26 protein-coding genes and 1 riboswitch are annotated in these 26,788 nt (G+C 46.0%); of the genes, 11 read left to right on the forward strand and 15 right to left on the reverse strand.

Annotation, left to right across the window (positions count from 1 at the left end; all coding sequences use genetic code 11):
- Positions 1 to 496: 496 nt before the first annotated feature.
- Both INF29_RS09235 and INF29_RS09240 read right to left on the reverse strand, forming a co-directional pair.
- Positions 497 to 769: a hypothetical protein gene (locus tag INF29_RS09235; protein ID WP_087988674.1), complete on the reverse strand. Its 273-nt coding sequence runs from the start codon at positions 767 to 769 to the stop codon at positions 497 to 499.
- Between the two features lie 40 nt (positions 770 to 809).
- Entirely contained in the window at positions 810 to 1,565 is a 756-nt protein-coding gene (locus INF29_RS09240) for an exodeoxyribonuclease III (RefSeq protein WP_193486201.1), read from the reverse strand.
- 214 nt (positions 1,566 to 1,779) lie between these two features.
- Here INF29_RS09240 and INF29_RS09245 point away from each other — a divergent pair, with 214 nt between their 5' ends.
- The 6 genes from INF29_RS09245 (at position 1,780) to INF29_RS09270 (ending at position 6,482) form a co-directional block, all read left to right on the forward strand.
- Positions 1,780 to 2,115, forward strand: coding sequence for an arsenate reductase family protein (locus tag INF29_RS09245; RefSeq protein ID WP_022364314.1), 336 nt, complete (start codon positions 1,780 to 1,782; stop codon positions 2,113 to 2,115).
- Positions 2,116 to 2,133: 18 nt separating this feature from the next.
- On the forward strand, positions 2,134 to 2,931 hold the full coding sequence (locus INF29_RS09250; protein ID WP_193486170.1) for a carbon-nitrogen family hydrolase: 798 nt from the start codon (positions 2,134 to 2,136) through the stop codon (positions 2,929 to 2,931).
- Entirely contained in the window at positions 2,928 to 3,431 is a 504-nt protein-coding gene (locus tag INF29_RS09255; RefSeq protein WP_072850166.1) for a GNAT family N-acetyltransferase, read from the forward strand. The genes INF29_RS09250 and INF29_RS09255 overlap by 4 nt, the downstream gene beginning before the upstream one ends.
- 12 nt (positions 3,432 to 3,443) lie before the next feature.
- Positions 3,444 to 4,532, forward strand: coding sequence for a putative NPN-dependent ornithine cyclodeaminase (locus tag INF29_RS09260; protein WP_193486173.1), 1,089 nt, complete (start codon positions 3,444 to 3,446; stop codon positions 4,530 to 4,532).
- A gap of 196 nt (positions 4,533 to 4,728) precedes the next feature.
- Positions 4,729 to 5,772, forward strand: coding sequence for a collagen-like domain-containing protein (locus INF29_RS15075; protein ID WP_330608317.1), 1,044 nt, complete (start codon positions 4,729 to 4,731; stop codon positions 5,770 to 5,772).
- A gap of 95 nt (positions 5,773 to 5,867) precedes the next feature.
- Positions 5,868 to 6,482, forward strand: coding sequence for a flavodoxin family protein (locus INF29_RS09270; RefSeq protein WP_193486175.1), 615 nt, complete (start codon positions 5,868 to 5,870; stop codon positions 6,480 to 6,482).
- 59 nt (positions 6,483 to 6,541) lie between these two features.
- On the opposite strand, the gene INF29_RS09275 is transcribed toward INF29_RS09270, so the two are convergent.
- The gene (locus INF29_RS09275) at positions 6,542 to 7,000 is read right to left on the reverse strand and encodes a low molecular weight protein-tyrosine-phosphatase (RefSeq protein ID WP_072850160.1); all 459 of its coding nucleotides are present in this window, start codon (positions 6,998 to 7,000) and stop codon (positions 6,542 to 6,544) included.
- A gap of 333 nt (positions 7,001 to 7,333) precedes the next feature.
- On the opposite strand from INF29_RS09275, the gene INF29_RS09280 reads away from it, so the two are divergent.
- A complete protein-coding gene (locus INF29_RS09280) occupies positions 7,334 to 7,840 on the forward strand; it encodes a DUF4854 domain-containing protein (protein WP_087988668.1) in 507 nt (168 codons plus the stop codon).
- A gap of 279 nt (positions 7,841 to 8,119) precedes the next feature.
- Here INF29_RS09280 and INF29_RS09285 read toward each other — a convergent pair whose 3' ends face one another.
- On the reverse strand, positions 8,120 to 8,905 hold the full coding sequence (locus INF29_RS09285; RefSeq protein ID WP_193486178.1) for a PhzF family phenazine biosynthesis protein: 786 nt from the start codon (positions 8,903 to 8,905) through the stop codon (positions 8,120 to 8,122).
- 121 nt (positions 8,906 to 9,026) lie between these two features.
- Here INF29_RS09285 and INF29_RS09290 point away from each other — a divergent pair, with 121 nt between their 5' ends.
- The gene (locus tag INF29_RS09290) at positions 9,027 to 10,427 is read left to right on the forward strand and encodes an aminotransferase-like domain-containing protein (protein WP_193486181.1); all 1,401 of its coding nucleotides are present in this window, start codon (positions 9,027 to 9,029) and stop codon (positions 10,425 to 10,427) included.
- A 292-nt stretch (positions 10,428 to 10,719) separates the two neighbouring features.
- On the opposite strand, the gene INF29_RS09295 is transcribed toward INF29_RS09290, so the two are convergent.
- The 6 genes from INF29_RS09295 to hemW all read right to left on the reverse strand — a co-directional run bounded on the left by INF29_RS09295 (position 10,720) and on the right by hemW (position 18,098).
- Positions 10,720 to 11,616 carry a cation diffusion facilitator family transporter gene (locus INF29_RS09295; RefSeq protein WP_072850152.1) on the reverse strand — a complete coding sequence of 299 codons (897 nt, stop codon included), beginning with the start codon at positions 11,614 to 11,616 and terminating at the stop codon, positions 10,720 to 10,722.
- A 73-nt stretch (positions 11,617 to 11,689) separates the two neighbouring features.
- Positions 11,690 to 11,771, reverse strand: a riboswitch (NiCo riboswitch).
- Between the two features lie 153 nt (positions 11,772 to 11,924).
- Positions 11,925 to 13,106, reverse strand: coding sequence for a molecular chaperone DnaJ (gene dnaJ, locus INF29_RS09300; protein WP_072850149.1), 1,182 nt, complete (start codon positions 13,104 to 13,106; stop codon positions 11,925 to 11,927).
- A 97-nt stretch (positions 13,107 to 13,203) separates the two neighbouring features.
- Complete coding sequence (dnaK, locus tag INF29_RS09305; RefSeq protein WP_087988665.1) at positions 13,204 to 15,039, reverse strand: molecular chaperone DnaK; 1,836 nt, start codon at positions 15,037 to 15,039, stop codon at positions 13,204 to 13,206.
- Positions 15,040 to 15,079: 40 nt separating this feature from the next.
- Complete coding sequence (gene grpE / locus INF29_RS09310; RefSeq protein ID WP_072850145.1) at positions 15,080 to 15,637, reverse strand: nucleotide exchange factor GrpE; 558 nt, start codon at positions 15,635 to 15,637, stop codon at positions 15,080 to 15,082.
- A 17-nt stretch (positions 15,638 to 15,654) separates the two neighbouring features.
- On the reverse strand, positions 15,655 to 16,704 hold the full coding sequence (gene hrcA / locus INF29_RS09315; RefSeq protein ID WP_087988663.1) for a heat-inducible transcriptional repressor HrcA: 1,050 nt from the start codon (positions 16,702 to 16,704) through the stop codon (positions 15,655 to 15,657).
- A gap of 248 nt (positions 16,705 to 16,952) precedes the next feature.
- The gene (gene hemW, locus INF29_RS09320; RefSeq protein WP_193486184.1) at positions 16,953 to 18,098 is read right to left on the reverse strand and encodes a radical SAM family heme chaperone HemW; all 1,146 of its coding nucleotides are present in this window, start codon (positions 18,096 to 18,098) and stop codon (positions 16,953 to 16,955) included.
- 149 nt (positions 18,099 to 18,247) lie between these two features.
- Here hemW and INF29_RS09325 point away from each other — a divergent pair, with 149 nt between their 5' ends.
- Positions 18,248 to 18,850 (forward strand): sugar O-acetyltransferase, encoded by a 603-nt coding sequence (locus tag INF29_RS09325; protein WP_193486187.1) that lies wholly within the window; start codon positions 18,248 to 18,250, stop codon positions 18,848 to 18,850.
- A 96-nt stretch (positions 18,851 to 18,946) separates the two neighbouring features.
- Positions 18,947 to 20,836 carry an LTA synthase family protein gene (locus INF29_RS09330; RefSeq protein WP_193486190.1) on the forward strand — a complete coding sequence of 630 codons (1,890 nt, stop codon included), beginning with the start codon at positions 18,947 to 18,949 and terminating at the stop codon, positions 20,834 to 20,836.
- An 89-nt stretch (positions 20,837 to 20,925) separates the two neighbouring features.
- Here INF29_RS09330 and INF29_RS09335 read toward each other — a convergent pair whose 3' ends face one another.
- Complete coding sequence (locus INF29_RS09335) at positions 20,926 to 21,342, reverse strand: DUF1622 domain-containing protein (RefSeq protein WP_193486193.1); 417 nt, start codon at positions 21,340 to 21,342, stop codon at positions 20,926 to 20,928.
- A 589-nt stretch (positions 21,343 to 21,931) separates the two neighbouring features.
- Between INF29_RS09335 and INF29_RS09340 the strand changes: the two genes are divergently transcribed.
- Positions 21,932 to 22,603, forward strand: a complete 672-nt coding sequence (locus INF29_RS09340; RefSeq protein ID WP_193486196.1) for a Crp/Fnr family transcriptional regulator — start codon at positions 21,932 to 21,934, stop codon at positions 22,601 to 22,603.
- A 34-nt stretch (positions 22,604 to 22,637) separates the two neighbouring features.
- Here the strand turns inward: INF29_RS09340 and INF29_RS09345 are convergent, their stop codons facing one another.
- From INF29_RS09345 to trkA, 4 genes are all read right to left on the reverse strand, one after another.
- Positions 22,638 to 23,261, reverse strand: a complete 624-nt coding sequence (locus INF29_RS09345; protein WP_193486198.1) for a 4Fe-4S binding protein — start codon at positions 23,259 to 23,261, stop codon at positions 22,638 to 22,640.
- Complete coding sequence (locus INF29_RS09350; protein WP_191344629.1) at positions 23,258 to 23,452, reverse strand: 4Fe-4S dicluster domain-containing protein; 195 nt, start codon at positions 23,450 to 23,452, stop codon at positions 23,258 to 23,260. The genes INF29_RS09345 and INF29_RS09350 overlap by 4 nt, the downstream gene beginning before the upstream one ends.
- Positions 23,453 to 23,689: 237 nt before the next feature.
- Positions 23,690 to 25,135: a TrkH family potassium uptake protein gene (locus tag INF29_RS09355; protein WP_072853810.1), complete on the reverse strand. Its 1,446-nt coding sequence runs from the start codon at positions 25,133 to 25,135 to the stop codon at positions 23,690 to 23,692.
- 8 nt (positions 25,136 to 25,143) lie between these two features.
- Complete coding sequence (gene trkA, locus INF29_RS09360; protein ID WP_072853808.1) at positions 25,144 to 26,514, reverse strand: Trk system potassium transporter TrkA; 1,371 nt, start codon at positions 26,512 to 26,514, stop codon at positions 25,144 to 25,146.
- Positions 26,515 to 26,788: the final 274 nt, after the last annotated feature.

Genomic DNA, 26,788 nt, shown 5'->3' on the forward strand with positions numbered 1-26,788 from the left:
GCCCTGTATCTGGCTACCTTTGAAGCCACAAAAAAATGGACAACCACCATCCGGAACTGGGGTCAGGTCTACGGAGAATTAAGTATTATGTATGAAGGACGGCTTCCAGAATAAAAAGAACAGATTGATTAAAACAGGCGGAAAAGCCGCCTGTTATTAACATGCCATCTTTTGGATGGTATATATAAAACAAAGGTGGAGTGCTTCATTTCAAAGCATTCCACCCAGTCTTATCATAGAAGAATCTTATTTACAGACTTTTCTTCATACCCTCGCCGAAACTTCAAAGCAACTTCCCCTTAAGAAAACATTGATTTTCCTTGATTTCTTAAGGGGAATTGCGACGGCTGCCTTCATAAGAAAACATAACAAATAAAATCCGAACAAAATAAGAAAGCCAAAATCCTTTGTAATCATAAGGACTTTGGCTTTCTTTGTTTTCTTATGAAGATGCCCCCAAAGAAGTTTCGGCTTATTTTTCTTTATAAAACCAAGTTCAATCCCGCTTCATGGTCTGTATCACATGGATGGCATATTCCTCCTGATCTTTGCGCACATAAATGCTGTATTGTGTCATTGCTCTTGCACCGACACCATTGAGCACCATAGGATCTCCCCCAAACAATACATCTCTGGACATTCTGCTCCGTGCAGGATTATCTGCTTCCACCTTATAATCGATGTTTTCTCCTTCCAGTGCCTCCTTGATTTTTCCTACCAGAACCATATCATACCCTTCATAGATCTGTCTCCATCCAATATGCAACATAACCCATGCGCCTCCGTATCCAATGAAAGATTTTTTCATCTTACAAAGCAATATCCAATTCCACAGGGCAGTGGTCAGACCCCATGATGTCGCTGTGGATTTTCGCGTCCTGCAAAGCATCCCGCAGACGCTCGGAAACCACATAATAGTCGATACGCCATCCGGCATTATTCTTTCTGGCGTTAAAACGATAACTCCACCAGGAATATGCCCCTGTTACATCAGGGTAAAAATGACGGAAGGTATCCACAAAGCCCGCTTCCAGCAGTTCTGTAAATTTCCCTCTTTCTTCGTCTGTAAAGCCTGCGTTTCTGCGGTTGGTGGAAGGATTTTTCAGGTCAATTTCCGTATGTGCCACATTGAGGTCGCCGCAGACGATGACAGGTTTCTTTTTGTCCAATTCCTGTAAATATGCCCGGAAAGCATCATCCCAAGTCATGCGGTAATCCAGACGGGCGTTTTCCTGCTGGGAATTAGGAGTATAAACGGTCACATGATAGAAGTTCTCAAATTCCAGTGTAATAACACGCCCCTCTTTGTCATGCTCCTCAATGCCCAAACCATAAGAAACGGAAATGGGTTCCTGTTTGGTAAATACTGCCACGCCGGAATAGCCTTTTTTTTCCGCATAATTCCAGTACTGGTGATAGCCTTCTGTGGGCAGGTCAATCTGCCCTTCCTGCAATTTTGTTTCCTGTATGGAAAAAATGTCTGCGTCCGCTTCTTTGAAATAATCCAAAAAGCCTTTGCCTACGGCTGCCCGCAGACCATTGACGTTCCATGAAATCATTTTCATCTCAATCCGCTCCTTTTCCTGTTTCTCAAAGTATACCATAATCCTTCCCCCTTGTCTTGTGTCTTTTGCACCAAAGGAGTAAAATAAAATCAGCAAACCCCAAAGCAGCTTACCCTTTATTTTTTCTTTCTGAAAAGGAGCTGCAACGGCTATCTTCAGAAAAATATTTCTCACAATATTTTTCCCGAAGATGCCCCCAGGAAAGGAGTTTTATATGAATATTCAGATTTACGGCGCAAAAAAATGTTTCGACACCAAGAAAGCGGAACGGTATTTCAAGGAACGGAAAATCCCTTTTCAGTCCATTGACATCCACCGTTTCGGCATGAGCAAAAGCGTATTTGAATCTGCAAAGCGATGCATCGACGTGGAAGACATGATTGACCGCAAAGCAAAGGCATACAAAGATTTATATATGGATTATATCGACGAGAAAAAACGGGAAGGCACCCTCTTTGAAAATCCTGCCCTTTTTCGGACACCCATCGTCCGCAACGGAAAGGAATTTACACTGGGTTACTGCCCGGACGTATGGAAAAACTGGGAATAACGAAGGAGGTTTTTGTGTATGAAAATCGCATTGGCACAGCTGGATATGGGTTTTGAGGATAAGGGTTTTGCCATGAAAACCTGTGTGGAGCTCATGGAAAAAGCCGCAGCAAAAGAGGCTGACCTCATTGTCTTTCCGGAAATGACACTGACAGGCTTCACCATGTCCCCTGCTACCTATGGAGAATTAAAGGAAAACAGCAAAACCATTATTTTCTTTCAGGATGTGGCAAAAAAATTTCAGATGGCTGTTGTTTTCGGCGTAATCTTTTTAGAGGATGGAACGGCGCGGAATCGCAGCATTGTCATGGACAAAAACGGTCATATTCTGGCGGATTATGCCAAAATCCACCCCTTCTCCTATGGTGCGGAAGCCAAGTATTACAGCGGCGGCGATGCGCTGACATTCTGTCAGGTGGACGGCGTACCTCTTTCCCCTTTTGTATGCTATGACCTGCGTTTCCCGGAAATCTTTCAGGCTGCTTCCAAAAAGAGCCTTGTTATGACCGTCATTGCCAACTGGCCCGTTGCCCGTGTGGGTCACTGGAAAACACTCCTGCAGGCACGCGCCATTGAAAACCAGAGCTTCATCGTAGGTGTCAACCGCAGCGGCAAAGACCGCACCCTCACTTACACTGGTGACAGCATGCTCATCTCTCCCACAGGGGAAATTTTAGCCCATCTGACAGGGGAAAATGAACTGGCTGTGGTGGAAATCGACCCCAAAGAAGCAGAAGCATATCGGGCAGAATTCCCCCTGAAAGCAGACCGAAAAGAAGACCTTTACAGCCGCTTTTTCGAGGAAACAAAGGCATGATTTGGGAAACACCCCGTCTGTATCTGCGGGAATTAACAGAAGCAGACCTGCCCCAACTGCTGGAAATGATGAACGGACAACGAAATTTTTATGAACGTCAGTTTTCGCAATCAGAACTGCAAAACTGGCTCACCAGACAGCAGCAGCGTTACCGGCAGAACTTTGGCATCTGGGGTGTCTGCCGAAAGGATGACGATACCCTCATTGGTCAGGCTGGACTGACATTCCAGCGTTTTGGCAGACGGATGCTCTGGGAAATTGGCTACGGCATCACACCTTCCCAGCGCAAGAACGGCTATGCCAAAGAAGCCGCTGCCGCCTGTGTGCAGTTTGCCTTTTCTGTCCGCAAAGAACCTGTTGTCTATGCAGCCATCGCTTCTGACAATTATCCTTCTCTTTCCGTTGCCAAAGCCATCGGCATGGCACAGGAAGCGGAAACATTAGACCGCATGGGCAAATCTTATCTGCTTTTTTCCATCCATCGTTCAAAATCTATATAAAGGAGAATTGATATGAGTTTTTCACTGCGCCCCTATACACCGCCGGATTTCACACAGCCTTTTCTGGCTGACGCGCCGGATGTCTGTTTCCAACCTACACCCTTTGACGGCGTGGCACCGGAACAGTATCACGCCATGAGCATTTTCCCGGAATATTTCAAAGTCAACGGCACGTGGCTGCTAGCGGAAGAAAGCCGCATGGACTGTGTCGCTGTTTATGAAAATGGAAAAATCATTGTGCGTGAATTCCGTCTGCTGAAAAAAGGCGACCTCATTGCCATCGGACGCACAGAGGACGGTTCTCAGGGCATTTATGTTCATGCTAACGGCTTTTCCGAAGAAAGGGAATTGCAGGAAGTTTTTGCTTTCCGTCAGGGACGTTCCCGGGAAACAGCTTTTTCCAAAGATTATAATGAACTATACGAAATCCTCCGTCATGACCGTGACCATGGGAAAATCGTCTGGGTGCTTGGTCCCGCTTTCACCTTTGACAAAGACGCAAGGGACGCTTTTTCCAAAATGATTGCAGGGGGATATGTTCATGCCCTCATGGCAGGCAATGCCCTTGCCACCCACGACCTGGAAGGTGCATATCTGAACACTGCCTTGGGACAGAACATCTACACCCAGAAAAACCAGCCAAACGGACATTACAACCATCTGGATACCATCAATCGGGTACGTTTCCACGGAAGCATTCCCGCTTTTCTGGAAAAAGAGCACATTGATAACGGCATCATTTACAACTGCGAAAAATATCATGTGCCTTATGTCCTTGCAGGCTCCATCCGGGACGACGGTCCCCTGCCGCCTGTTTTCGGCAATGTATATGAAGCCCAGAATGCCATGCGTGACCAGATTCGCAGCGCCACCACTGTCATTTGCATGGCAACCATGCTCCACACCATTGCCACAGGGAATATGACTCCCTCTTATCGGGTTATGGCAGATGGTACTGTGCGGCAGATTTATTTCTATTGTGTAGATATTTCCGAATTTGCCGTTAATAAACTGGCTGACAGAGGCAGTCTGTCCGCAAGAGGCATCGTCACCAATGTACAGGATTTTATCTGCACCACAGCCAAGGCTTTGGGCTTATAAAAATTTGCAGCTAAAATAAGAAAACGAAGAAAGCTGGATTCCTTACCATGCAAAGGATTCCAGCTTTTTTCATTTGGTATGTTTTCTTAAGAGAAATTGACTGATTCAGCTTTTTTAAACTTCAAATAAACCAGGCACCAGCAGCCACTTTCTGAATAGGATACTATAACTGACAAAATGAAAGCGGGGAGTCATCGTGTCCTTTTTTTATCATTGCTGCTGGAGAGGTCCCTTTCCGCCTCCCTGCTGTGTACAAATTTGCTGTATGTGTCCAACTGGCGAAACAGGCGCTACTGGTGAAACAGGTGCTACTGGCGAAACGGGTCCCACAGGGGATTCTGGACCAACAGGTATTTCTGGTGACACAGGTGAAACAGGACCTACGGGGGCAACAGGGGCTACCGGGATCACGGGTCCTACTGGACCAACGGGTGAAATCGGTCCTACTGGAGCCACGGGGGCTACCGGCGCAACGGGGCCTACTGGTACAACTGGTATAACTGGACCTATCGGCGTAACTGGTCCCACGGGCATAACCGGTCCCACAGGTCCCACTGGAACAACGGGAGCTACCGGTACAATAGGCATAACCGGTCCTACGGGTCCCACTGGCGCTGTAGGTCCTGTAGGAGAAGTTGGAGCAACTGGTGCAACAGGTCCTACCGGTGAAGCTGGTCCCGCAGGGGCTACGGGTGAAACAGGGGCAACAGGTACAACGGGGGCTGCGGGCGCGACAGGCGCGACAGGGGCAGCTGGCGCAACTGGTCCTACGGGTGAAATCGGTCCCACCGGTGCAACAGGCGCTACAGGCGCAACTGGTCCTACCGGTCCTATTCCCGATGATATTTTTGCATCTTATATCAACACCCAATTTCCCCTTGTCCGCGGTACGCAGCTCTCCTTTTTTCCTGATGTGCAGGATCCCACCGGAAACATCACGCAGACCAGCCTGGAGCAAATTTCTCTCGCACCCGGATATTACCTGATTTCCTACAAAATATCCGCGCTGTTTTCCACTGCCAACTATCTACAGATTACGCCCTTTTATAACGGAACCTCCCATTTGGAAACAGGCGTTTATTTTGCCACTGCTACCAATGGCTCCACCGCCTGCGGTTCTGCATATTTGATACTATATGCCCCCGCAGCCACCACACTTTCCTTCTACTATTCCGGTTCTGCCAACGCCACAGATGGTGAATTCAACTTGACCATATTAAAACTCCGCCGTTTTGCATAAAGTCATAATCCTTCCTTTCATGGAACTTATTGTGTTCCCGTGAAATCGTGCTATAATGAATAACATGCAAAACACAATTAAGGAGGGATTTTTCCATGAAAGTGATATTGGTAAACGGCGGTCCTCATAAAGAAGGCTGCACATATACAGCACTGCGTGAAGTCGCAGACGCTTTGGAACAAAACGGCATTGAAACAGAAATCTTCTGGCTGGGCAACGATCCTGTTGCTGGATGCATCGACTGCGGCTACTGTAAAAAAACGGACAGATGCTTCCGCAACGACTGTGTCAACGAATTCCTTGAAAAAGCTGCTGATGCAGACGGCTTTGTATTCGGTACACCCGTACACTTCGCTTCTGCGGCAGGTGCCTTGATTTCTTTCCTGGACAGAGCTTTTTACGGCAGAGATTTCAGCGGAAAAGTTGGCGCTGCTGTCATCAGCTGCAGACGTGCCGGTGCAACAGCAACTTTTGATGAAATCAACAAGTATTTTGCCATCAAAGGCATGCCCATCGTCACATCCAGCTACTGGAACATGGTTCACGGCAATACCCCCGAAGAAGTCAAACAGGATCTGGAAGGCATGCAGACCATGCGGATTCTGGGCAGAAACATGGCTTGGCTTTTGAAATGCATCGAAGCTGGCAAACAGGCTGGTGTTCCTGAACCTGAAAAAGAAGAAAAAGTCTGGACCAATTTTGTTCGATAAATCTTATATAATAAAAAGACCGGAATTCCTGTGATACTCAGAAATTCCGGTTTTTGATTTTACAATTCTTTTTCCAAATGTGCCAGCAGCCCTTCACAGCCCTCTAAAATATCGTCATAGGTCACATCAAAGTTTCCTGTATACCATGGATCTGCAATATCACGTGGATGATCAGAAAAATCCAGCAGACAGCAGATTTTTCCTTCCGGGTCTGTAGGTAAAATCCGTTTGATCTCCCGCAGATTATATTTTTCCATGCAAATGATATAATCATAATCTGCATAGTCCTGTTTTGTTACCTGACGGGCATATTTTCCCTTTGTAGAAATGCCGTATTGCGCCAGTTTCTGCACCGTGCCTCTATGAACAGGGTTTCCGATTTCTTCTCTGCTGGTTGCGGCAGAGGCAACAGAAATTTCTCTGGACAGTCCTTTTTTCATGACCATATCTCTGAATAAAAATTCTGCCATGGGGGAACGGCAGATATTGCCGTGGCAGATGAATAATACATGAATCATACTTATTATTCCTTCCTCATCATACTTTTTTGATGCTTTATTCTACCACAACTGCTGCCACCCTTGCAAATTCATCCCAGTTTCTTTCATTTTTCTGACAATATTTTACAGAAATTATATAAATACATAATCATTATTTTTGTAAGAAACATAAAACCGTATCAATCTCTATTGTAATCCGCGTTTTTATTCATTAAAATATGATTTGTGTTGGTTTGGTGTTCTTTTAATATTTCATATGTAATATAAACGACATCAAACTTTCCACAAAACATTTGGCTTGCCAAATGAAACAACTATAATGCTTTATTTTTAGAAGGGAGAAAATGAAACATGAAAAAACGTCTTATTGCTTTGCTGACTATGATGTGCGTTGCAGTATCTTTGGCTGCATGCGGTGGCAGCGCTACACAGGAAGAAACAACTTCTGACACAACTGCAGAAACAACAACTTCCTCTGACGCTTCTGACAGCGACCTGCCTTCTCTGGAAGAATCTTTCGCTGCTGATGGTGAAGAAGTTCAGAGCATGCTGGATGCTATGCAGGCACAGTATGAAGATCAGGGTATCAGTGTAAAACTGTATGCTGAAGGCGATGAAATGCATTACGATTTCACAATCGACAACGTCGTAGCAACAGAAGACACTCGTTCTGAACTGACAGAAGCTCTGAAAGCAGGCACAGAAGCATCCGCAACATCTTATTACGAACTTGCAAAAACAGTAAAAGACAGCGTTTCCAACGATGTTGTAATCGTAGTACTGACATTCTTCGATGGCGAAGGCAACGAACTGTACAGCCAGTCCTTCTCCTCCGCTGAAGAAGCAGCTGCTGAATAAAATTTCTTTTTTGACGCCGCATAATGCGGCGTCTTTTTTTATGGTTTCACACCAAAACAAACGTTGGGCTTCAAAGATACTTTTCCTTAAGTAATCATGGGCTTTCCCTTTTCTTGATTTCTTAAGAGGAACTAAGATGGCTGCTCTCAGAAGAAAATATGCCAAATAAAATCTCAGCAAAAAACAAGAAAGCTGGAATCCTCCGTATAATAAGGATTTCAGCTTTCATTAGTTTTTTTGAAGATTCGTCTAAAGGAAAAACTGCTTTCGTGTTTTATGTTACTTTTCCAGCAGCAATTCTCCCTGCAAATACAACACAGCTTTTCCAGCAATCTTCACCCGTTCTCCATCATCTATGCAAAGGAGTTTTCCCCCTCGTTCCGACCACTGCTCTGCCAGCAATTCTTTTTTGCCCAGTCGTTCTGCCCAGAAAGGAATCAAACTGCTGTGGGCAGATCCTGTGACAGGGTCCTCATTTACACCCAGTTTCGGGAAAAAACATCTGGATACAAAATCACACTGGCTGCCTTTTGCCGTAACAACACAGCCTAGCCCCTGCTCCATGTGCAGCATTTTCTCAAAATCCGGCGCACAGTCTTTCACCGCATTTTCGTTTTCCAATTCTAACACAAGGTCTCTGGAAAGATATGCCCCTGCGATAGGCATACCAATGACTGCTTCCATTTCCTGTGTGACAGGTATCTGTTTCGGCATCCGGCTGGGGAAATCCATTTCAAAATATGCACCCTTCCGCACAACGGTCAATTCTCCGCTTAATGTGGAAAAAGTCATGGTTTCCACTTCCGGGTCTACAAAATTTGCCACCACATATGCCGTGCCCAGTGTAGCATGCCCACAAAGGTCGATTTCCGCCTTTGGGGTAAACCATTTCAAGTCATATTTTCCCGCTTCCCGACCATATACAAAAGCCGTTTCCGACAGATTATTTTCCGCTGCAATGCGCTGCATCAATTCTGTATCCATGGGTTTTTCCAGCACACAAACCCCTGCCGGATTTCCGCCAAAGACATGCTCCGCAAAGGCATCCACTACAAAATATTTCATCAAAAACCCTCCTTCTCTTGTTTTCCGAAAAAACATTTCCTATAATCTGATTATAATAACTGAAAATTCACCATGCAATCGAATCATTGTATGCAATACAATTTTGAAAGGAAGTGTTTTCATGCCTGTCAACTCATTTGATGATTATCCCATGTCATGGAAACCAGAGAAAGAACAGCTGACATCCCCCAAATACCGCGCATTGGCAGACTTGCTTGCTGACGATATCCTTTCAGGCAAACTGCCGCCCCACACCAAACTGCCTCCTCAGCGAGAACTGGCAGACTATCTGGACTTGAACCTCAGCACCATCACACGGGCGTTTCAGCTCTGCACCCAAAAAGGGCTCCTTTACGGCATCACGGGGCGGGGTACCTTTGTATCTCCCAATGCTGCCATTGACATTGCCATTGCCGATGAAAAAGAAGAAGCTTCCTACCTCGAAATGGGAATCATCAAGCCCTTAGACGCTTTCAATACGGAAACCTATGCCGTCATGGAACAGGTGCTCCAGCGAGGCAGCACCTCCCTTTTGGATTATAGTTACCCCATGGGAACCCCTTACCAAAGAGCCGCTGCTCAAAAATGGTTAGAGCATTTTTCCATGGATGTTTCTCTATCCAACATTGCCATCACTGCCGGCGCCCAAAACGCCCTTGCCATACTGCTTTTGACATTATTCCGCCCTGGCGATAAGATTGCCACAGACCATTATACATACGCCAATTTTATTGAGCTGGCAAACATGATGCAGATTCGTCTGATACCTATTTCTGGGGACGCAGAAGGGATGCTGCCGGATGTGCTGGAAAATCACTGTCGTTTGCAGCAGCTCAACGGCATTTATCTGGTGCCCAATTACCACAATCCCACCGGGCACATCATGAGCCAATCCAGAAAGGAAGCCCTTGCTGCCATTATCCGCAAATATGCGCTTTTGGCAATCGAGGACGACATTTATGGATTTTTGCTGGAAAAACCATCCCTGCCTCTTGCCCATTTCGCACCGGATTACACCTGTTATATTTGCAGTCTGTCAAAATCCATCTGTTCCGGTCTTCGTATCGCCTATTTGACATTTCCCACACGGTTTGCCGCAGATATCCGGCGGGGCATTTATAACGTCAACGTGAAAACCCCATCATTGAACAGCGAAACCGCAGGAGAACTGATTTACAGCGGCACTGCGAAAAAAATCATAGGGCAAAAGCGCATGGAAGCCGCTGCCCGCAGTGAAATCTGCAAAGACTTTTTCCCGGAAATTGCAAAAAATCCGCTGGGATTCTCCCTCTGGCTGCCTCTGCCAGAAAGATTTCATGAAACAGACTTTGAACATCTGGCACAGAAGCGCGGCATTTCCGTCTGTCATTCCCACCGTTTTCTTGTAGGAGAAGCCGATGTGCAGCAGTACCTGCGGATTGCCCTTTCCTCTCCTGATACAAAAGAAGAATTGACAAAAGGGCTTTCTATCCTGCGTGACTTATTGGCTTCTGATATGGATGAAAATTTTTTCTGTATATAACACCCCCCCGATTCCATAGAATAGGGAGATTCAGACTGTCAAAAAACCTATTTTTCAAATTTTTGATACCGCTGAAGGGTAAAGGGAAACGAAGAGTTTCCCTTTTTTAATCCGCAGTCGGAATTGACTTCCGACAAGGAAAAGCCGAAGTTTCAAGGCTCTTTAGCCGATGGAACTTTGGCTTTATACTTCTGTCTACTCGTCAAAAGCTTGAATGAAATGAGCCTTTGACGAAAGGTGTCGACTTTTTCGACACCTACAACCCCCTATCCATTGAATAGGGGGTTTATTCTTATCTGACCACTGCTGGATTTACATGAACCATACAATGTTTTACTTCTGGGAAATTCTCCTCAATGGCATCGTGAACGCCTTCTGCAATGGCATGGGCTGCTGTCAGAGTCAGATTGCCGTCTGCGGCAATTTCCACATCCACATAAGCTCTTGCGCCAAACTGTCTGGTCTGGATGCGGTCAATGCCCATAACGCCATTCTGGGCTTCCACAACAGATTTCATTTTTTCCAGTGTTTCTGTATCACAGGCTGTATCCATCATTTTATCAATGGCATCTTTGAAAATATCATAAGAAGCTTTGATGATGAACAGGGAAATGACAACGCTGGCAATGGGGTCGCAGATGGGGAATCCCAGCATTGCGCCGCTGATACCAATCAAACTGCCCACAGAAGACAGGGCATCAGAACGATGGTGCCATGCGTCTGCCATCAATGCGCCGGAATTGACCTGTTTTGCCGCATGTCTGGTGTAATGGTACATACCTTCTTTTACCACAATAGACAGGATGGCCGCTGCCAATGCCAGTTTGCCGGGAACTTCCAGTGCACTTGCTTCTGCACCGAAGATTTTTTCCACACCGCCTGCCCCAATGGCAAAGCCTGTCACACACAATACCATAGCAAGCAAAATAGCTGCAACACATTCCATTCGTTCATGACCATACTGGTGGTTCTCATCGGAATCTTTTGCGGACATCTTATAGCCTACCATAACGATGATGGTGCTGAACACGTCTGATGCAGAATGGACACCGTCAGAGATCATGGCGCCGGAATGGGCAATAAACCCTGCTGCCACTTTAAACACCGATAAGATGATGTTGACGATCATGCTGTTGGTAGAAACACGCATGACGATTTTCTCATTTTGTTTTGCTAAGTCATTTGTCATAAAAAATCCCTCCTAATGTTTACCTCTCCGCCCCTTCTGATTTTACACAAAAAAAGACACCCGTAGAACATAAAACTGTCCCACGAATGTCTGTCATTCGCTGCAAAAATGCCCGACCACACGGAAAAATCCGCTGTCTGCTCAGTTTGTACTGTATGTGCGAAGGTCACTTCGTATGTGCAGTGCAAAGAGTTTTTATGATTTTATCGCATTATTTCGCAGTTTGTCAAGCATAACATTTTTTGTATGATGCCATTGCCTGAAAATCAAAGAGATGCTGGTTTATCAGCATCCCTTTGGAAAAATTCTTATTTGTCCTTTTCGAAAAAGTCCCGGACCTTCTCACCGAAAGTTTTCTTTTCTTCCTCCGGCGCCGCAGAAGTTTCGGGCTTTGCCGCCCCCGCCGGGGCATCACCGTAAAACTGCCGCAGCAGGTCTTTCTGGCGTTCTGTCATGCTGGTAGGGATTTTTACCTTCAGTGTGACGATCTGGTTCCCTCTGATCTTCGGGTTACGCAGGTTGGGTACCCCTACGCCGCGCAGGGTAACCACGGTATCAGGCTGTGTACCGGGTTTGATGGTATATTTCTGTTCCCCATCAATGGTCTTGATGGTGATTTCGCCGCCCAGTGCTGCCTGTACGAATGTGATGGGCACATCACAGTAAATATCATTGCCTTTACGAACAAAGACACGGTTGGGCTGTACGTAAACGCTTACCAGCAGATCGCCGTAGCCGCCGCCGTTTTCGCCCAGTTCCCCTTTGCCGCCCAGACGGATGGTCTGACCGTTGTCGATGCCCTGAGGAATCTTGACTTCGTATTTCTTTGTCTTTTTGACTCTGCCGGTACCACGGCATGTGGTACAAGGTTCTTTGATGATCTTACCAGTACCATGACATGCGGAACAGGTACGAACGGATGTCACAGCGCCAAACATGGACTGCTGTACAAAACGTTCCTGACCGGTACCGTTACATTTGGAACAGCTTTCTGCATGGGTGCCGGGTTTTGCGCCGGTACCATGACAGGTTTCGCATTCGTCCAGAATGGGTACGGAAATTTCTTTGGTACAGCCAAAAATGGCTTCTTCAAAAGTCAGCTGAATGCTGACATTGATATCTCTGCCGCGTCTGGGGCCATTTCTTCTAGCGGAACCGCCGCCGCCAAAACCGAACATACTGCCGAAAATGTCCCCCAAGTCGCCCATATCAAAGCCTTCAAAGCCGCCGCTGTAGAAACCGCCGCCGCCCATGCCGCCCTGTTCAAAGGCTGCGTGACCAAACTGGTCATACTGCGCACGTTTTTCGGGGTTGCTCAGCACTTCATAGGCTTCGTTGACTTCTTTGAATTTTTCTTCTGCTTCTTTATCGCCAGGGTTCTGGTCAGGATGGTATTTGACTGCCATCTTACGGTAAGCTTTTTTCAGCTCCGCTTCAGATGCACCCTTCTGTACCCCCAGGACCTCGTAATAATCTCTTTTATTAGCCAACTTTCTCACCACCTTGTTTTACTGAAAAAACTGTAAACGTCAAAAGCAGGGGCGGGACGAAACCCACCCTTGCCTTCATATCGCAATCTTATTTATTTTACAGTTCTTTGCCTTCGCCGTCAACCACATTTGGATCGCCGCCGTTTGCTGCGTCGCCGCCCTGAGCTGCCTGTGCCTGCTGGTACAGTTTTTCAGAGATTTTGTAGAATTCCTGTGTCAGAGCTTCTGTAGCGGATTTTACGTTTGCTACGTCTGTTTCTGTCATTGTTTCAGGCTGCATATCTTTTACAGTATCTTTCAGGCTGTTCAGAGCGCTTTCTACTGTTGCTTTTTCGTCGTCGCCCAGTTTGCCTTCCAGTTCACCCAGCGCTTTTTCTGTCTGGAAGATCAGGGAGTCAGCTTCGTTTTTCGCATCGATCGCTTCTTTTCTCTTCTTATCCTGTTCAGCGAACTGTTCAGCTTCTTTTACAGCTCTGTCGATTTCTTCTTCAGACAGGTTGGAACCTGCTGTGATTGTGATGTGCTGTTCTTTGCCAGTACCCAGGTCTTTTGCGGATACGTTTACAATACCGTTTGCGTCGATATCGAAAGTAACTTCAATCTGAGGCACGCCTCTTCTTGCGGGAGCGATACCGTCCAGTTTGAACTGACCCAGAGTTTTGTTATCTCTTGCCAGAGGTCTTTCACCCTGTACAACGTGGATATCAACGGCTGTCTGGTTATCTTCTGCTGTAGAGAAGATCTGTTTTTTGTTTGTAGGGATGGTTGTGTTTCTGTCGATCAGTTTTGTTGCAACACCGCCCAGAGTTTCGATACCCAGGGACAGAGGTGTTACGTCCAGCAGCAGAACGCTGCCTGCGCCTTCATCGCCAGCCAGTTTACCGCCCTGAATTGCAGCACCTACTGCTACACATTCGTCGGGGTTGATGCCTTTGAAGGGTTCTTTGCCTGTATATTTCTTAACTGCTTCCTGTACAGCGGGGATTCTTGTGGAACCACCAACCAGCAGGACTTTGTCGATTTCGCTTGCGGACAGACCAGCGTCGGACAGAGCCTGACGAACAGGACCCATTGTGCCGTCTACCAGATCAGCTGTCAGTTCATCGAATTTTGCTCTGGACAGTGTGACATCCAGATGTTTCGGACCATCCTGGTTCATTGTGATGAAAGGCAGGTTGATGTTTGTTGTTGTTACAGTAGACAGTTCTTTTTTCGCTTTTTCAGCTGCTTCTTTCAGACGCTGCATAGCCATTTTGTCTTTGGACAGATCCATGCCTTCTGCTTTCTTGAATTCAGCTACCAAGTAATCGATGATTCTCTGGTCGAAGTCATCGCCGCCCAGGTGTGTGTTACCGTTTGTGGACAGTACTTCGATTACGCCGCCGCCGATTTCGATGATGGATACGTCGAATGTACCGCCGCCCAGGTCGTAAACCATGATTTTCTGTTCGCTTTCGTTATCCAGACCATAAGCCAGTGCTGCGGATGTGGGTTCGTTGATGATACGTTTTACATCCAGACCTGCGATACGGCCAGCGTCTTTTGTTGCCTGACGCTGTGCGTCGTTGAAATATGCGGGAACTGTGATAACTGCTTCAGAAACAGTTTCGCCCAGATAGCTTTCTGCATCAGCTTTCAGTTTCTGCAGTACCATTGCGGAAATTTCCTGAGGAGAATAAGCTTTGCCTTCGATGTTTACTTTATAGTTTTCACCCATGTGACGTTTGATGGAGCTGATGGTGTTGTCGGGGTTTGTGATTGCCTGACGTTTTGCTGTTTCACCAATCAGTCTTTCGCCGTTTTTCGCAAAACCAACTACGGAAGGAGTTGTTCTTGCACCGTCGCTGTTAACGATAACAACAGGCTGACCGCCTTCCATTACTGCTACACAAGAGTTTGTTGTACCTAAGTCAATACCAATAATTTTACCCATAATCTATTTCCTCCTAAATTGTCAAATCAAAATTTCAGTTTTAGTTTGCCACCTTCACCATGCTGTGACGGATGACTTTATCTTTATATTTATAACCTTTCAGCATTTCCAGAATGATTTCGTTTTCGCCGTAAGCATCATCATCTTCATGCGCTACAGCCGCATGGAAATTGGGGTCGAATTTTTCGCCCAGGGCTTTGATTTCCTCAACACCCATGCCATGGAGAATTTCCTGGAACTGCTTCAAAGTCATTTGCACGCCTTTGAAAAAGGCATCTTCGGTGTCTTTTCCTTCCTGCGCCGCAACGGCACGTTCCAGATTGTCCACCACTGCCAGCAGTTTTTCCACGGTATCTCTCACACCGTCGTCATACATGCTTGCTTTTTCTTTGGAAGTCCGTTTTCTGAAGTTATCGAACTCCGCCAGACATCTTTGATATTTATCCAGATAATCTGCAGCTTTCTGTTCCAGCTCTGCCATTTTCGCTTCGGTTTCATCAACCACTTCCGCTTCCACAGCTTCTGTCACTTCTGCTTCCGCCTGCATTTTGGCGGCTTCTTCCTGCAGATTTTCTTCTCTTAAATCCTTATCTTCCACATCTGCTCCTCTTTTCTCTAGGTATTTTTATTGCCTTTCGACAGATTTTTCAATACTTTTTCCATATTGGTAACCATACCGTTGAGGACGGATACCACCTGAGAATAATCCATTCGGGTGGGTCCTACGATACCGATGGTACCGCGGGTTTCGTCGCTCATTTTGTAGGTTGCCGTAATGACGCTGCAATCCTTCATGCACTGCACGCTGTTTTCGCTGCCGATGAGAATCTGCATGTCATTGGTATCGGCACTGCCCTGCAGGAGGGTCACCAGCACATCCTTTTCTTCCAATGCCTGAAACAGGGACTTGGCTTTCTGGATATCAGAAAACTCAGGACAAGCCAGAATGTTTTTGGTGCCGCTCATGTGAACCTGTACCTTTTCCGCAGAACGCATGGTACTTTCGATTGCCGATAAGATATGCGGCAGAATCTGTCGGTATTCATGGAGTTCTGTCTGCAAACGGTTGATGACGCTTGCATCTATATCATGTAGGGAATATCCCTGCAACACCTGATTCAGCCGCATGCCCATGGTGAAGATCTTATCTTCCTCAGGAACCGTGCCCATCTGAATCACATGATTTTTGATGAAATTATCTTCCGTTACAATAACCAGCAGCACCGAAACGCTGTCCAGGGGCAGCAGACGAATCTGTTTGATGCGTGTGCGCTGACTCACTGGCTCTGAAATGATGGTGGTGTAATTGGTCAGTGCGGAAAGAGCCTTTGCCGTTTCCTCCAGCAGGTAGTCAATCTGTCCCACGTTTCTGGTGATGACATTTTGCAGATACCGCTGTTCCTCGGGTCCCAGTTCTTTTTTCTGCATCAGGTGGTCTACATATAAACGGTAGCCCATGTCTGATGGAATTCTGCCGGAAGAAGCATGGGGCTGTAGGATGAAGCCCATTTCTTCCAAATCGCTCATTTCATTACGAATGGTGGCTGAACTGATGCCCAGATTATATTTTTTGGCGATGGTTCTGGAACCGACAGGCTCCGCCGTTTCGATATAGTCATTGATAATCGCCTGTAAGATTTGAATTTTTCTCTCGTTCAACGACATAGCCTTTCGCCTCCTCAATAGTGAAGTAAATTTCCGTTTTTTTGAAGTAAATTTCTGTTTCTGTCCATTTTCATTTGGACGCACTTCTATGGAAATTTGTCTTTTGTTAGCACTCACTTGCTATGAGTGCTAACTCATGTAATAAAGATAGCACTTGCCACCGGCAATGTCAAGTGCTAATGAGAAAAAAATTATGAACTTTTTTTGAATTTTATATTTCGTATTTTCTTTTGGTTTTCTGGGGTTTTTCAGGCATCTTCTTTGAGAAATTCCATGAAAACCTGATTGCTTAAATCCAGTCCTCTCTCTGTCAGGCGGAGCCATCCGTCCTTTTCCTCCAGCAGACCTTCTTCTTTGCATTTTTCAACTTCTACACCGTAAACATCTTCCATGTCCATGCCAAAACGCTCAGCAAATCGTTTTTTCTCAATGCCTTCAGTCAAACGCAGCCCCATGAACATAAACTCGCTGTACTGGTCTGCCAAAGAAAGTTCTTCCACATCCTCCATGGAAACATTGCCGTTTTCTGCCTGCTCCATATAAGTATGCAAATCATAGGGATTGTGGAACCGTTTTCCTGCCCAATAGGAATGTGCACCCAGACCAAAGCCCAGATACCCCTCATCCTGCCAGTAAATGCGGTTATGGCGGCTTTCTTTGCCATCTTTGGCAAAATTGGAGATTTCATACTGATGATAATCTTCCTCCGCCAAAATCTGTACCGCTGTGTGATACATAGCTCTGTCCAGTTCCTCATCCGTTTCCTGATAGACTTCCTTTTCATACAAATCATAAAAAGGTGTTCCTTCTTCTATAATGAGGCTGTAAGCAGAAATATGCTCCGGCTGCAATGCAGTGATTTCCGAAAGGGTTTCTTCCCACTGACCCAAGGTCTGTTCCGGCAGGGCAAACATCAAATCTACATTAATATTGTCAAAACCTGCTTCTCTGGCGCTGGCAAAGTTTTTCAAAAACTGCTGACGGGTATGGATTCTGCCTAATCTCTCCAGCAGTTCATCCTGCCACGCCTGCACGCCCATGCTCAGGCGATTGAATCCCATTTGACGCAAATCAACACATTTTTCCAGACTCAATGTACCAGGATTGGCTTCGGTGGTGATTTCTGCATCCGCTTCCACATCGAAACATTGAAAAACGGTATCCAAAATCCGCTTCATCTGCTGGGCAGAAAGCACCGTAGGCGTACCGCCGCCAAAAAACACAGTCTTGATTTTCCAATCCTTTGCCAGATGGCTCTTGGCTTCAATTTCTCGGCACAAAGCCGCTGTATACCGCTCATATTCCTTTTCCTGTCCGCCAAAAGACGGAAAATCGCAGTACAGACATTTCTGCACACAAAAAGGAATATGAATGTAGATTCCTGTTTCCCTCATAAAATCCCCTCCTTCTCTCTCCAAACAGTGTACCATATCCGGCAATATCCGCGCAAGATTCTCCTTTTTCCTCCATTGCGTACTGCCAGAAAATGTGATACATTTTATCCTTAGGAAATCTGATTTCAACAAAAGAAAGGACATCTCATATGGATATTTTGAAAATCATGGGACTGCCGGAAGGCTACTGCACACGCCACACCGACATGCCCAACCACTTACAAACAAAAGCAAAAACCCTTTGCTGGGAATACAACCAGACTTCCCCTACGGAAACAGAAAGACGGGCAGAAATCTTACAACAGCTTTTCGGCACCTGCCACCCCCTGACATTTATCGAGCCGTCTTTCCGCTGTGATTACGGCTTCCACATCCACACCCACGGTCTGACCATCATCAATTACAACTGCGTCATTCTGGATACTTCTCCTGTGCATATCGGCGCAAATGCCTTCATCGGTCCCGGTGTCTGCCTTACCTGCGCGGGACATGCCATGGATGCTGCCCAGAGAGGAGAATGCATCGGCACTTCTGCCCCCATCACACTGGAAGATGACGTCTGGATTGGTGCCAACGCTACTGTCTGCGGCGGTGTCACCATCGGTGCTGGCAGCGTCATCGGTGCGGGCAGTGTGGTAACCCACGACATTCCAAGAGGAGTCCTTGCTGCCGGAAATCCCTGCCGTGTACTGCGTCCCATTACAGAAAAAGACCGCATCACCCCTCTGGAAATCACCCCTGACAGAAAATAAAATTCTTCTCATTTCCCCTGCCAGCGTTGAAAATACGCCATTGTCATGATAAAATAAAACCTCGGGGTAATTGAAAAGAAAGAAGGCATTGACCCAATGAAAACATTTTCCAAACAATCGAAAAAACTGCGGAAATTTTTCCATTCCGCCCCATTGCCCAGAGCCATATTATGGATACTGACCCTTGTGTTTCCTATTTATATGACCCTCGTGGCGAACTACATTTCTTTTGGCTCCCGTTCCATGCTGTCTGCACTCATCACAGCACAGACAGGCGCCTTTCTGCTGGGGCTGCTTCTGGTTTACGGCGTATACTTCACTTTTGTGTTCCTGTTCCGCCGCTTTTCCACAGCCGCAGGCATCACAGGATTTTTGTTTATCCTGCTGCCCCTCATTGACCACTTCAAATCCATCATTTTACAGGATCATTTTTATCCTTGGGATTTGACACTGGCACAGAACGCAGGCAGCTTTACGGAGTTTTTAGGCTCCATTTCATTCCCATGGCAGTATATCCTGCTTTTTGCGGTGACCATCCTTTACTGGCTGTTCCTGCATATGACCCGCCCCATGCTGCCCATCCGCAGCAAAGTGCATTTTGTAGGGGTTCCGGTACTGGCAGCCCTTCTGGTGGTATTTGTCACCAACACAACGGTGCGGGGATGCTATGAACCCCTTTTCGGTATCGTTGTCAACGAAGAAACCGATCAGGATTATATTTACGACAACTACGGCTTTTTGACCGGCTTTGCTTTAAACTTCGGCACCGTTGACACACTGATGCCTCAGGATTACAGCGAAGAAGTCATGGCAGAGATGTTCGCGCCCTTTGTTCCCACTAGGGAAGAAGATACTTCTGACTTTGAAAATCCTGACGTCATCGTGGTACTGTCTGAAGCCTTTTGGGACCCGACCAAACTGGAAGGCGTGACCTTCTCTGATGATCCGCTGAAAAATTACCGCGCCATTGCGGCAGAACATCCCAGCGGCGAAATGGTATCCTGTACCTTTGGCGGCGGCACCATCCGACCGGAATTTGAAATCCAATCCGGCATGTCCACCAGCACACTGCCCTCCGGCAATATGCCTTATCAGCAGTATTTAAAGGAAAAAACATTCGCTTACGCACAGCTGTTCAAAAGTCTGGGATACGACACTTTGGGCGTTCATACCTACCAGAAAACATTCTATGAACGTGACCGGGCTTATCCACTCATGGGCTATGATGATTTTCTGGGTGAAAACGACATGCACGCAGAACTCCATTGGAACAGCGGTCCTTATATCACTGACCAGACCATTGCAGAAGAAATCATTTATCAGCTGGAACAGCCCCACGAAACAGGTCTGTATCTGACTGCCATCACTATGGAAAACCATAGTCTGTATACAGATAAATTTGATTCTTCTGACTGGGACATTAAAGTCAGCGGGGATAACCTGTCTGAACAGGAAGTGATTTCCCTTCAGAACTATGCAAAAGGTGTCAGCGATTCCGATGCGGCACTGGGTATGCTCTATGATTACATCATGCAGAGAGAAAAACCCACAGTACTGCTCTGGTACGGCGACCACCTGCCTACACTGGGGGATAATTTCACACCTTACACGTCCACAGGCACCATCCATGCGGATAAAGCTGCAGAATGGACAGACGAAGAAAAATACACCATGTTCTGCACACCTTATGTGATGTTTGCCAACTACGACACCGGCAACGACTATCGTGCGGAAGACCAGCAGGTTTCTCCTTATCTGCTGCCGGCACTGCTCTGCGATTACATCAACGCACCTGCTTGCCTGCAGACCAATTTCCTGCTTCATGTATACGAAACCTGCCCTGTTATGAGTCCTTATTACAATCTCTATACACCTGGAACCACAGCGGAAGAACATGAAGAACTCCAGAAACTCCATCGTTATCTGACTTATGATGAACTCATTGGAGAAAAATATCTGGATAAAATGCAAGGATTTGAATTTTAATCACGAATTATGCAAAAGCACCTGACAGAAAATCTGTCAGGTGCTTTTGTGTTTCGCATTATTTATTTAGGATTGAAGGAAATTGTATCTTAAATCACTTCTTTGATGGAGCGCCAGCGGGGAGCCACTTTTTCCCGTTTTTCCTTGTCCAGCACTTCCACATTGCATTCTTCCAGCTTTTCTTCCGCCTGGTCTTTTTCCTCTGTACGGATTGCCCAGTGGATCAGGAAGGACAAACCTGCTCTTAAAACAATGATGCAGCCAACCAATGCGATTTCAGAAAACTCACGTACGATAACTGTCCGCAGGATTTCGCCGCCCAGCTTGAATTCCAGCGCCATAGCCATAGCACGGCACAGTTTCACGCGGGTATGGGGATCTCCCTTGATATAGTTCATGGTAGCGCGCAGGGCGCCTGCCAGCAATACCAGTACGCCAATCAATTCCAGCAAAATGATGGAATATTCAATCAGTTCTCTCATCAAATGGTGCAGCACTTCTGTCATATAAGCATTTCCTCCTCTTATCGTTCCATTATCTTTTCTTATATAGAATCTTAACAGAATCTTTATGCCATGTAAATAAAAATATTCATTTTTCCAAAATTTCTTGCATATTATCAGAAAACCCTACCATTTTAAAGGGATATTCCCGTGCAAATTGTATGTCACACTTTAAAAATCCGCCAATTCCTTTTTTGTTGTCTGACATGCTGTAATTTTTGTTGTTTTTCCAGCATTTTCGCACATGTTTTGCAGTTTTTTCGCTTTTCGAAAAAGGTTCTTTCAAATTCCTTAAGTTAGCTGTAAGTTTCTATTCACAAATTGGACACATTTTCCCGATATACTATAGGAGAAGTCAAAAGGACGCCCCCTTTTACTTCCCGCCTGAGGTGATTTCCCCGAGTTGCCTCAGGCACCCCTTCCCAAAAGCTAATTTCCAAATTATTTGTAAACATAGAACATACCCCTCCCCTTACTCGATGCAGAAACATCGAACATGAAAAGGCTCTCAATAATGAGAGCCTTTTTTCTTGCAAAAAAAGAAATTGCTTGTTACACTGAAGATAATCAATCCGAAAGCGGTGAAATCAATATGACACGAGACTATGAAACCATATTTGCAGAAAATTTTTCTTTCTGGGAGCATCTGACAGAAGATCAGAAAGACATGCTCTGCCGCAGTGCCACACTGGCTACCTATCCCAAAGGGGTCAACCTGCACAACGGCATCGAAGAATGCGCTGGTCTGCTTTACATCAAATCTGGGCAGCTGCGGGCATATCTGCTTTCTGAAGATGGGCGGGAAGTTACCCTTTACCGCCTCTACCCCGGGGATATCTGCATCCTTTCCGCTTCCTGCGTATTGGACGCCATCACTTTTGACGTTTCCGTGGATACGGTGGAAAAGTCAGAAATCCTCACCGTCAGCGCTTCCGCTTTTCATAAGCTGATTACAGAAAATATCTATGTAGAAGCATGCAGCTATCATATGGCAGCAGACCGTTTTTCCGACGTTATGTGGGCCATGCAGCAAATCCTTTTCATGGCCATGGACAAACGACTGGCAATCTTCCTGACAGACGAAATGGCAAAAACAAAGTCTGATGAAATCCATATGACACAAGAACAGATTGCCAAGTACATGGGCACCGCCAGAGAAGTGGTCACCCGTATGATTAAGTATTTTGCCGAGGAAGGCATTGTGGAAACCTTCCGGGGCGGTATCCGCATTCTGGACAAAAAGAAACTGCGGTCTTATCTGTAAACGAAAAACAGAGCGGTATAAAACCGCTCTGTTTTTATGTTGTAGGAGAATCATTTTGTTGAGGAATGCCACAGGCGCCATTGCATCTGTGCTTCGCCTTACAGATGGTCTGGGTCATGGTTCCCATAGGACAGTATACACACCAAGAACGTGGTTTATACAAAATCATGGTAATGAGTCCCAAGACGGTGGATGTGAGCATCACGCTGTAAAAACCAAAGGCAAACTGCGCTACCCAAGGTGTTACGGCTGTACCGTCATACGCCCAATTCCAAGGCAGTTTGATGGTCCAAAGGAGTGTGACCACTTCTTTCAAATCTCTTGTGCCTTCGAATACCAGATAGGTGCTGAAAAGCATATTGAAAAACATGATGAAAAAGAAAATCAAAAATCCATAACGGAACCATTTGCTCCGCAGGAATTTGGGAATATCTTTTTTCCGGGAAAGTCCCAGCTTGTTGCCCAGCAGGTCAAAGAGCTGCCCTCTGCCGCAGAATTTATTGCAGTACATTTTATCCCCACCAAAAATGGCAATGAGCAACGGGATGAAGAAGCACAGCAGCCCAATCCATGCAAAGAGAATATTGAAAAATCCTAAAATCAAATAAGTCGCGGAAACAATCCATAAATAGTCATACCATTTTTTCTTCTTTGTCATGGTGTCACCTCCTGCATTTCAATAACGGATGCGGGACAGGCCGCGGCGCATCTGCCACAGCCCACACATTTCGCGCTGACATCTGCGTAAAGTCCTTTATAAACAGAAATAGCGCCCACTGGACAGACCTTCACGCAGGTACCGCAGGCAACACATTCTTTGATTTGTACATTTGCTTTTCTTTTTGCCATGATATTTCCTCCTGTTGTTTGATCTGTAACCAGTATACACCATGGCGTTTTCTTCTTCCGTGATGGAGTCACATAAAAAAACGGATAAATCCAAAGCAAATTTCCCTTAAGAAAACATATCAAATATCATCTAAAAATAAAAACGCTGAAATCTTCTGTATATAACATAAAGATTTCAGCGTTCTTTGTTTTCTTGTGAAGATGCTTCAAAGATTTATCCGTTTCTTATTTCTCTGCTTAAGCTTTTCGCCAGATAGAAGGCGAGAACAGCATAATCATAGGGAAAATTTCCAGTCGTCCAAAGAGCATGTCCAAACTCAGCACGATTTTTGAAAAGTCCGAGAACAAAGAGAAATTCTCCACAGGACCTACCAAGGACAAACCTGGACCTACATTCCCCAAGGTGGTGATGACCGCCGTGATGGATGTAGTAAAGTCATAATTGTCTATGGAAACCAGTATAAAGGAACCAAAGAGCAGCATCACATAAGTGATGAAATACCCCGTTGTGCCTTGAATGGTTTCGTCACTGACACGCTGTCCTTCCAGTTTGATGATATTGACGGAACGTGGATGAACAATATGCCGAATTTCCCGCAGTGTCAGTTTCAGCAAAATGATAAAACGGGAAACCTTGATACCGCCGCCAGTGGAGCCGCCGCAGGCACCCAGCATGGTCAATACCACCAGAATGGTCTTTGACAGTTCCGGCCATTCTTCGTAGTTTGCCGTAATAAAGCCTGTGGTACTGGTGATAGTTGCTACCTGGAACACCGCATGACGGAATGCGCTTTCCAGTGTGGGATACAGGTGAACGATATTGGCAGTAATCACCGCTGTGGAAATCCCCACAATAACCAGATAATACCGCAGTTCTTCGTTTTTGAACACCGCTTTGAAATCCCGCACCAAAAGCAGGTAAAACATATTGAAGTTGATACTGAACAGCAACATGAAAATGGTAATCACATATTCAAAATATGGACTGTTATAAGCAGCGATACTGCTGTTTTTGATGGAGAAACCACCAGTACCCGCAGTGGAGAGGGCATGGTTGACGCTGTCAAAAAGAGGCATACCGCCTGCAAACAACAGAATCATTTCCAATATGGTCAATACGATGTAAATGCCATACAGAATTTTTGCTGTGGATTTGATCTTCGGTACCAGCTTGCTGACAACTGGTCCAGGGGCTTCTGCCTTCATCAGGTGCATGGAACGTTCATCCCCCAAAGGTACAATGGCAAGGACGAATACCAGAATCCCCATACCGCCGATCCAGTGGGTAAAGCTGCGCCAGAACAATATGCTCATGGGCAGACCTTCGATTTCCGAAAGAACCGTTGCCCCTGTTGTGGTAAAACCGGATACGGTTTCAAAAAGACAATTGACAATGCCATCAATGGCACCACTCAAATAAAAAGGCATTGCACCGAAAATGGACATCACAATCCAGGAAAGAGCAACAATGACAAAGCCTTCTCTGCCGTAAATTCTTTTATTCTTCGGTGCGAAATGCTTCATGGCTGTCCCGATGACCAAAAGCAGTATGATGGTAATCAGAAAAGCCCGTAATTCGTTTATTTCCCCTTTATACAACGCAAGCAGCGCCGAAATAGACATAAGCAAGCCTTCTGCCTGCATAATATTGCCTAAGATATAGGCCATCATTTTATAGTTCATAATACTTCCTACCCTATCAGTTTCTGCTGGATTTCCCGCAAATCGCTCAAATGACGTCCTGCTGTGACGATGATAACGTTATCGCCGATCTCAATGGTGTCATTCCCGCCAGGAATGATAATTTTGCCATCACGAATGATGGTTGCCACCAGTACGTTTTCTTTTGTCTTGAGGTTTTTCAGCGGTACCCCAACAACACCGGATTTTTCCCTTACTTTAAATTCCACCGCTTCTACCTGCTCATTGATGAGATGGTGCAGGGTTTCCACATTGCTGCTGCCCACAGAGTTCTGCATGGCACGGACATAGCGGACAATGTTGTTTGCCGCAATGGCTTTGGGTGAAATAAAGCTATCAATATCCATTTTATCCAGAATTTCCGTAAAGGAAAGTTTATTGATCTTCACAATGACCTTTGCAACCTTCATTGCCTTGGCGTAAAGCCCAACAATGATGTTTTCTTCGTCCATACCAGTCAGCGTTACCAACGCATCTGTTTTTTCCAGACCCTCTTCCTGAAGGACTTCCTTATCTGTACCGTCTGCATTGATGATGACCGCTTCCGGCAGCATTTCGCAAAGGTATTCACAGCGGGCTTTGTCCCGTTCGATGATTTTCACCCGAACTTTGATGGAAATCAGTTCCTTTGCCAGATAATAAGCCAAACGGCTGCCACCGATGATCATAACGGTGCGGGCACGGTTACGGAACAGCCCCAATACACGGAAGAACCGTTCAATCTCAATATGTTCCGCTGTGATATGGATACGGTCACCGCTATGGAGCACAAAATCCCCAGAAGGAATGATGACTTCATCTTCTCGCTGTACCACACAAATCAGGATTTTTACCTGAAATTCTTTGTATAACGCCCACAAAGGCATACCATCCAGTACGCTGTTTTCCGGCACTTTCAAGCCTACCAGTTCCACACGTCCCCTTGCAAAAGGTTCGATCTGCAATGCGGACGGGAAGCGCAGCAAACGGGAAATTTCCTGTGCTGCCGCTGATTCCGGGTTAACTGCCATACTCAGCCCCAGTTCTTCTTTCAAAAGGTTAATCTGAGCAAAGTATTCGGGATTACGGACACGAGCAATGGTATGTCTTGCGCCCAATTTTTTCCCAATGAGGCAGCACAGCATGTTCACTTCATCGGCGGAAGTTGCCGCAATGAGCAGATCCGCTTCCGGCACCCCTGCTTCTTTTTGCAGCGCCGCACTGCATCCGTTGCCTTCCACACAAATAATATCCATGGTATTGCCCGCGTTTTCCAATGCGGTGGCGTTGCTGTCTATGATGATGATATCATGACCTTCGGTGGACAGCTGGGCTGCGACTGTACTGCCGACCTTACCGTCCCCTACAATTACAATATGCATAGTATCCTCCCTTGCTCTGCGCCCTGCGCAAAGTTTCCTATCTTTTCATACATTTGCCACTATCTTAACATCTTCCCCACGCAATTACAAGACAGATTCCGCTAAAAAACCGTCAACGCCTTGTCTTTTGCCGTCTTCCTGTCCAAAAAATCATAACCACGCCTAAAAGACGTGGTTTGCACTAGCCCTATAAGGGCTTATTAAGAGCCAGCGCCTAAATGACGCTGGCTTTCACTTCGTTCAAGCCTTGGTGGTATGATTATCTGCTACCCTT

Source organism: Anaerotignum lactatifermentans, from assembly GCF_014982935.1.
Taxonomy (GTDB): Bacteria; Bacillota; Clostridia; order Lachnospirales; family Anaerotignaceae; genus Anaerotignum; species Anaerotignum lactatifermentans.

Coding starts and splice junctions, on each gene's coding strand:
- INF29_RS09245 (WP_022364314.1), top strand. CDS start 1,780: ATGAATATTCAGATTTACGGCGCAAAAAAATGTTTCGACACCAAGAAA.
- INF29_RS09270 (WP_193486175.1), top strand. CDS start 5,868: ATGAAAGTGATATTGGTAAACGGCGGTCCTCATAAAGAAGGCTGCACA.
- INF29_RS09290 (WP_193486181.1), top strand. CDS start 9,027: ATGCCTGTCAACTCATTTGATGATTATCCCATGTCATGGAAACCAGAG.
- INF29_RS09285 (WP_193486178.1), bottom strand. CDS start 8,905: ATGAAATATTTTGTAGTGGATGCCTTTGCGGAGCATGTCTTTGGCGGA.
- INF29_RS09340 (WP_193486196.1), top strand. CDS start 21,932: ATGACACGAGACTATGAAACCATATTTGCAGAAAATTTTTCTTTCTGG.
- INF29_RS09350 (WP_191344629.1), bottom strand. CDS start 23,452: ATGGCAAAAAGAAAAGCAAATGTACAAATCAAAGAATGTGTTGCCTGC.
- INF29_RS09255 (WP_072850166.1), top strand. CDS start 2,928: ATGATTTGGGAAACACCCCGTCTGTATCTGCGGGAATTAACAGAAGCA.
- INF29_RS09345 (WP_193486198.1), bottom strand. CDS start 23,261: ATGACAAAGAAGAAAAAATGGTATGACTATTTATGGATTGTTTCCGCG.
- INF29_RS09275 (WP_072850160.1), bottom strand. CDS start 7,000: ATGATTCATGTATTATTCATCTGCCACGGCAATATCTGCCGTTCCCCC.
- dnaK (WP_087988665.1), bottom strand. CDS start 15,039: ATGGGTAAAATTATTGGTATTGACTTAGGTACAACAAACTCTTGTGTA.
- hemW (WP_193486184.1), bottom strand. CDS start 18,098: ATGAGGGAAACAGGAATCTACATTCATATTCCTTTTTGTGTGCAGAAA.
- INF29_RS09280 (WP_087988668.1), top strand. CDS start 7,334: ATGAAAAAACGTCTTATTGCTTTGCTGACTATGATGTGCGTTGCAGTA.
- INF29_RS09325 (WP_193486187.1), top strand. CDS start 18,248: ATGGATATTTTGAAAATCATGGGACTGCCGGAAGGCTACTGCACACGC.
- INF29_RS09250 (WP_193486170.1), top strand. CDS start 2,134: ATGAAAATCGCATTGGCACAGCTGGATATGGGTTTTGAGGATAAGGGT.
- INF29_RS09235 (WP_087988674.1), bottom strand. CDS start 769: ATGTTGCATATTGGATGGAGACAGATCTATGAAGGGTATGATATGGTT.
- INF29_RS09355 (WP_072853810.1), bottom strand. CDS start 25,135: ATGAACTATAAAATGATGGCCTATATCTTAGGCAATATTATGCAGGCA.
- hrcA (WP_087988663.1), bottom strand. CDS start 16,704: ATGTCGTTGAACGAGAGAAAAATTCAAATCTTACAGGCGATTATCAAT.
- INF29_RS09240 (WP_193486201.1), bottom strand. CDS start 1,565: ATGAAAATGATTTCATGGAACGTCAATGGTCTGCGGGCAGCCGTAGGC.
- INF29_RS09335 (WP_193486193.1), bottom strand. CDS start 21,342: ATGACAGAAGTGCTGCACCATTTGATGAGAGAACTGATTGAATATTCC.
- INF29_RS09260 (WP_193486173.1), top strand. CDS start 3,444: ATGAGTTTTTCACTGCGCCCCTATACACCGCCGGATTTCACACAGCCT.
- INF29_RS09295 (WP_072850152.1), bottom strand. CDS start 11,616: ATGACAAATGACTTAGCAAAACAAAATGAGAAAATCGTCATGCGTGTT.
- INF29_RS09330 (WP_193486190.1), top strand. CDS start 18,947: ATGAAAACATTTTCCAAACAATCGAAAAAACTGCGGAAATTTTTCCAT.
- trkA (WP_072853808.1), bottom strand. CDS start 26,514: ATGCATATTGTAATTGTAGGGGACGGTAAGGTCGGCAGTACAGTCGCA.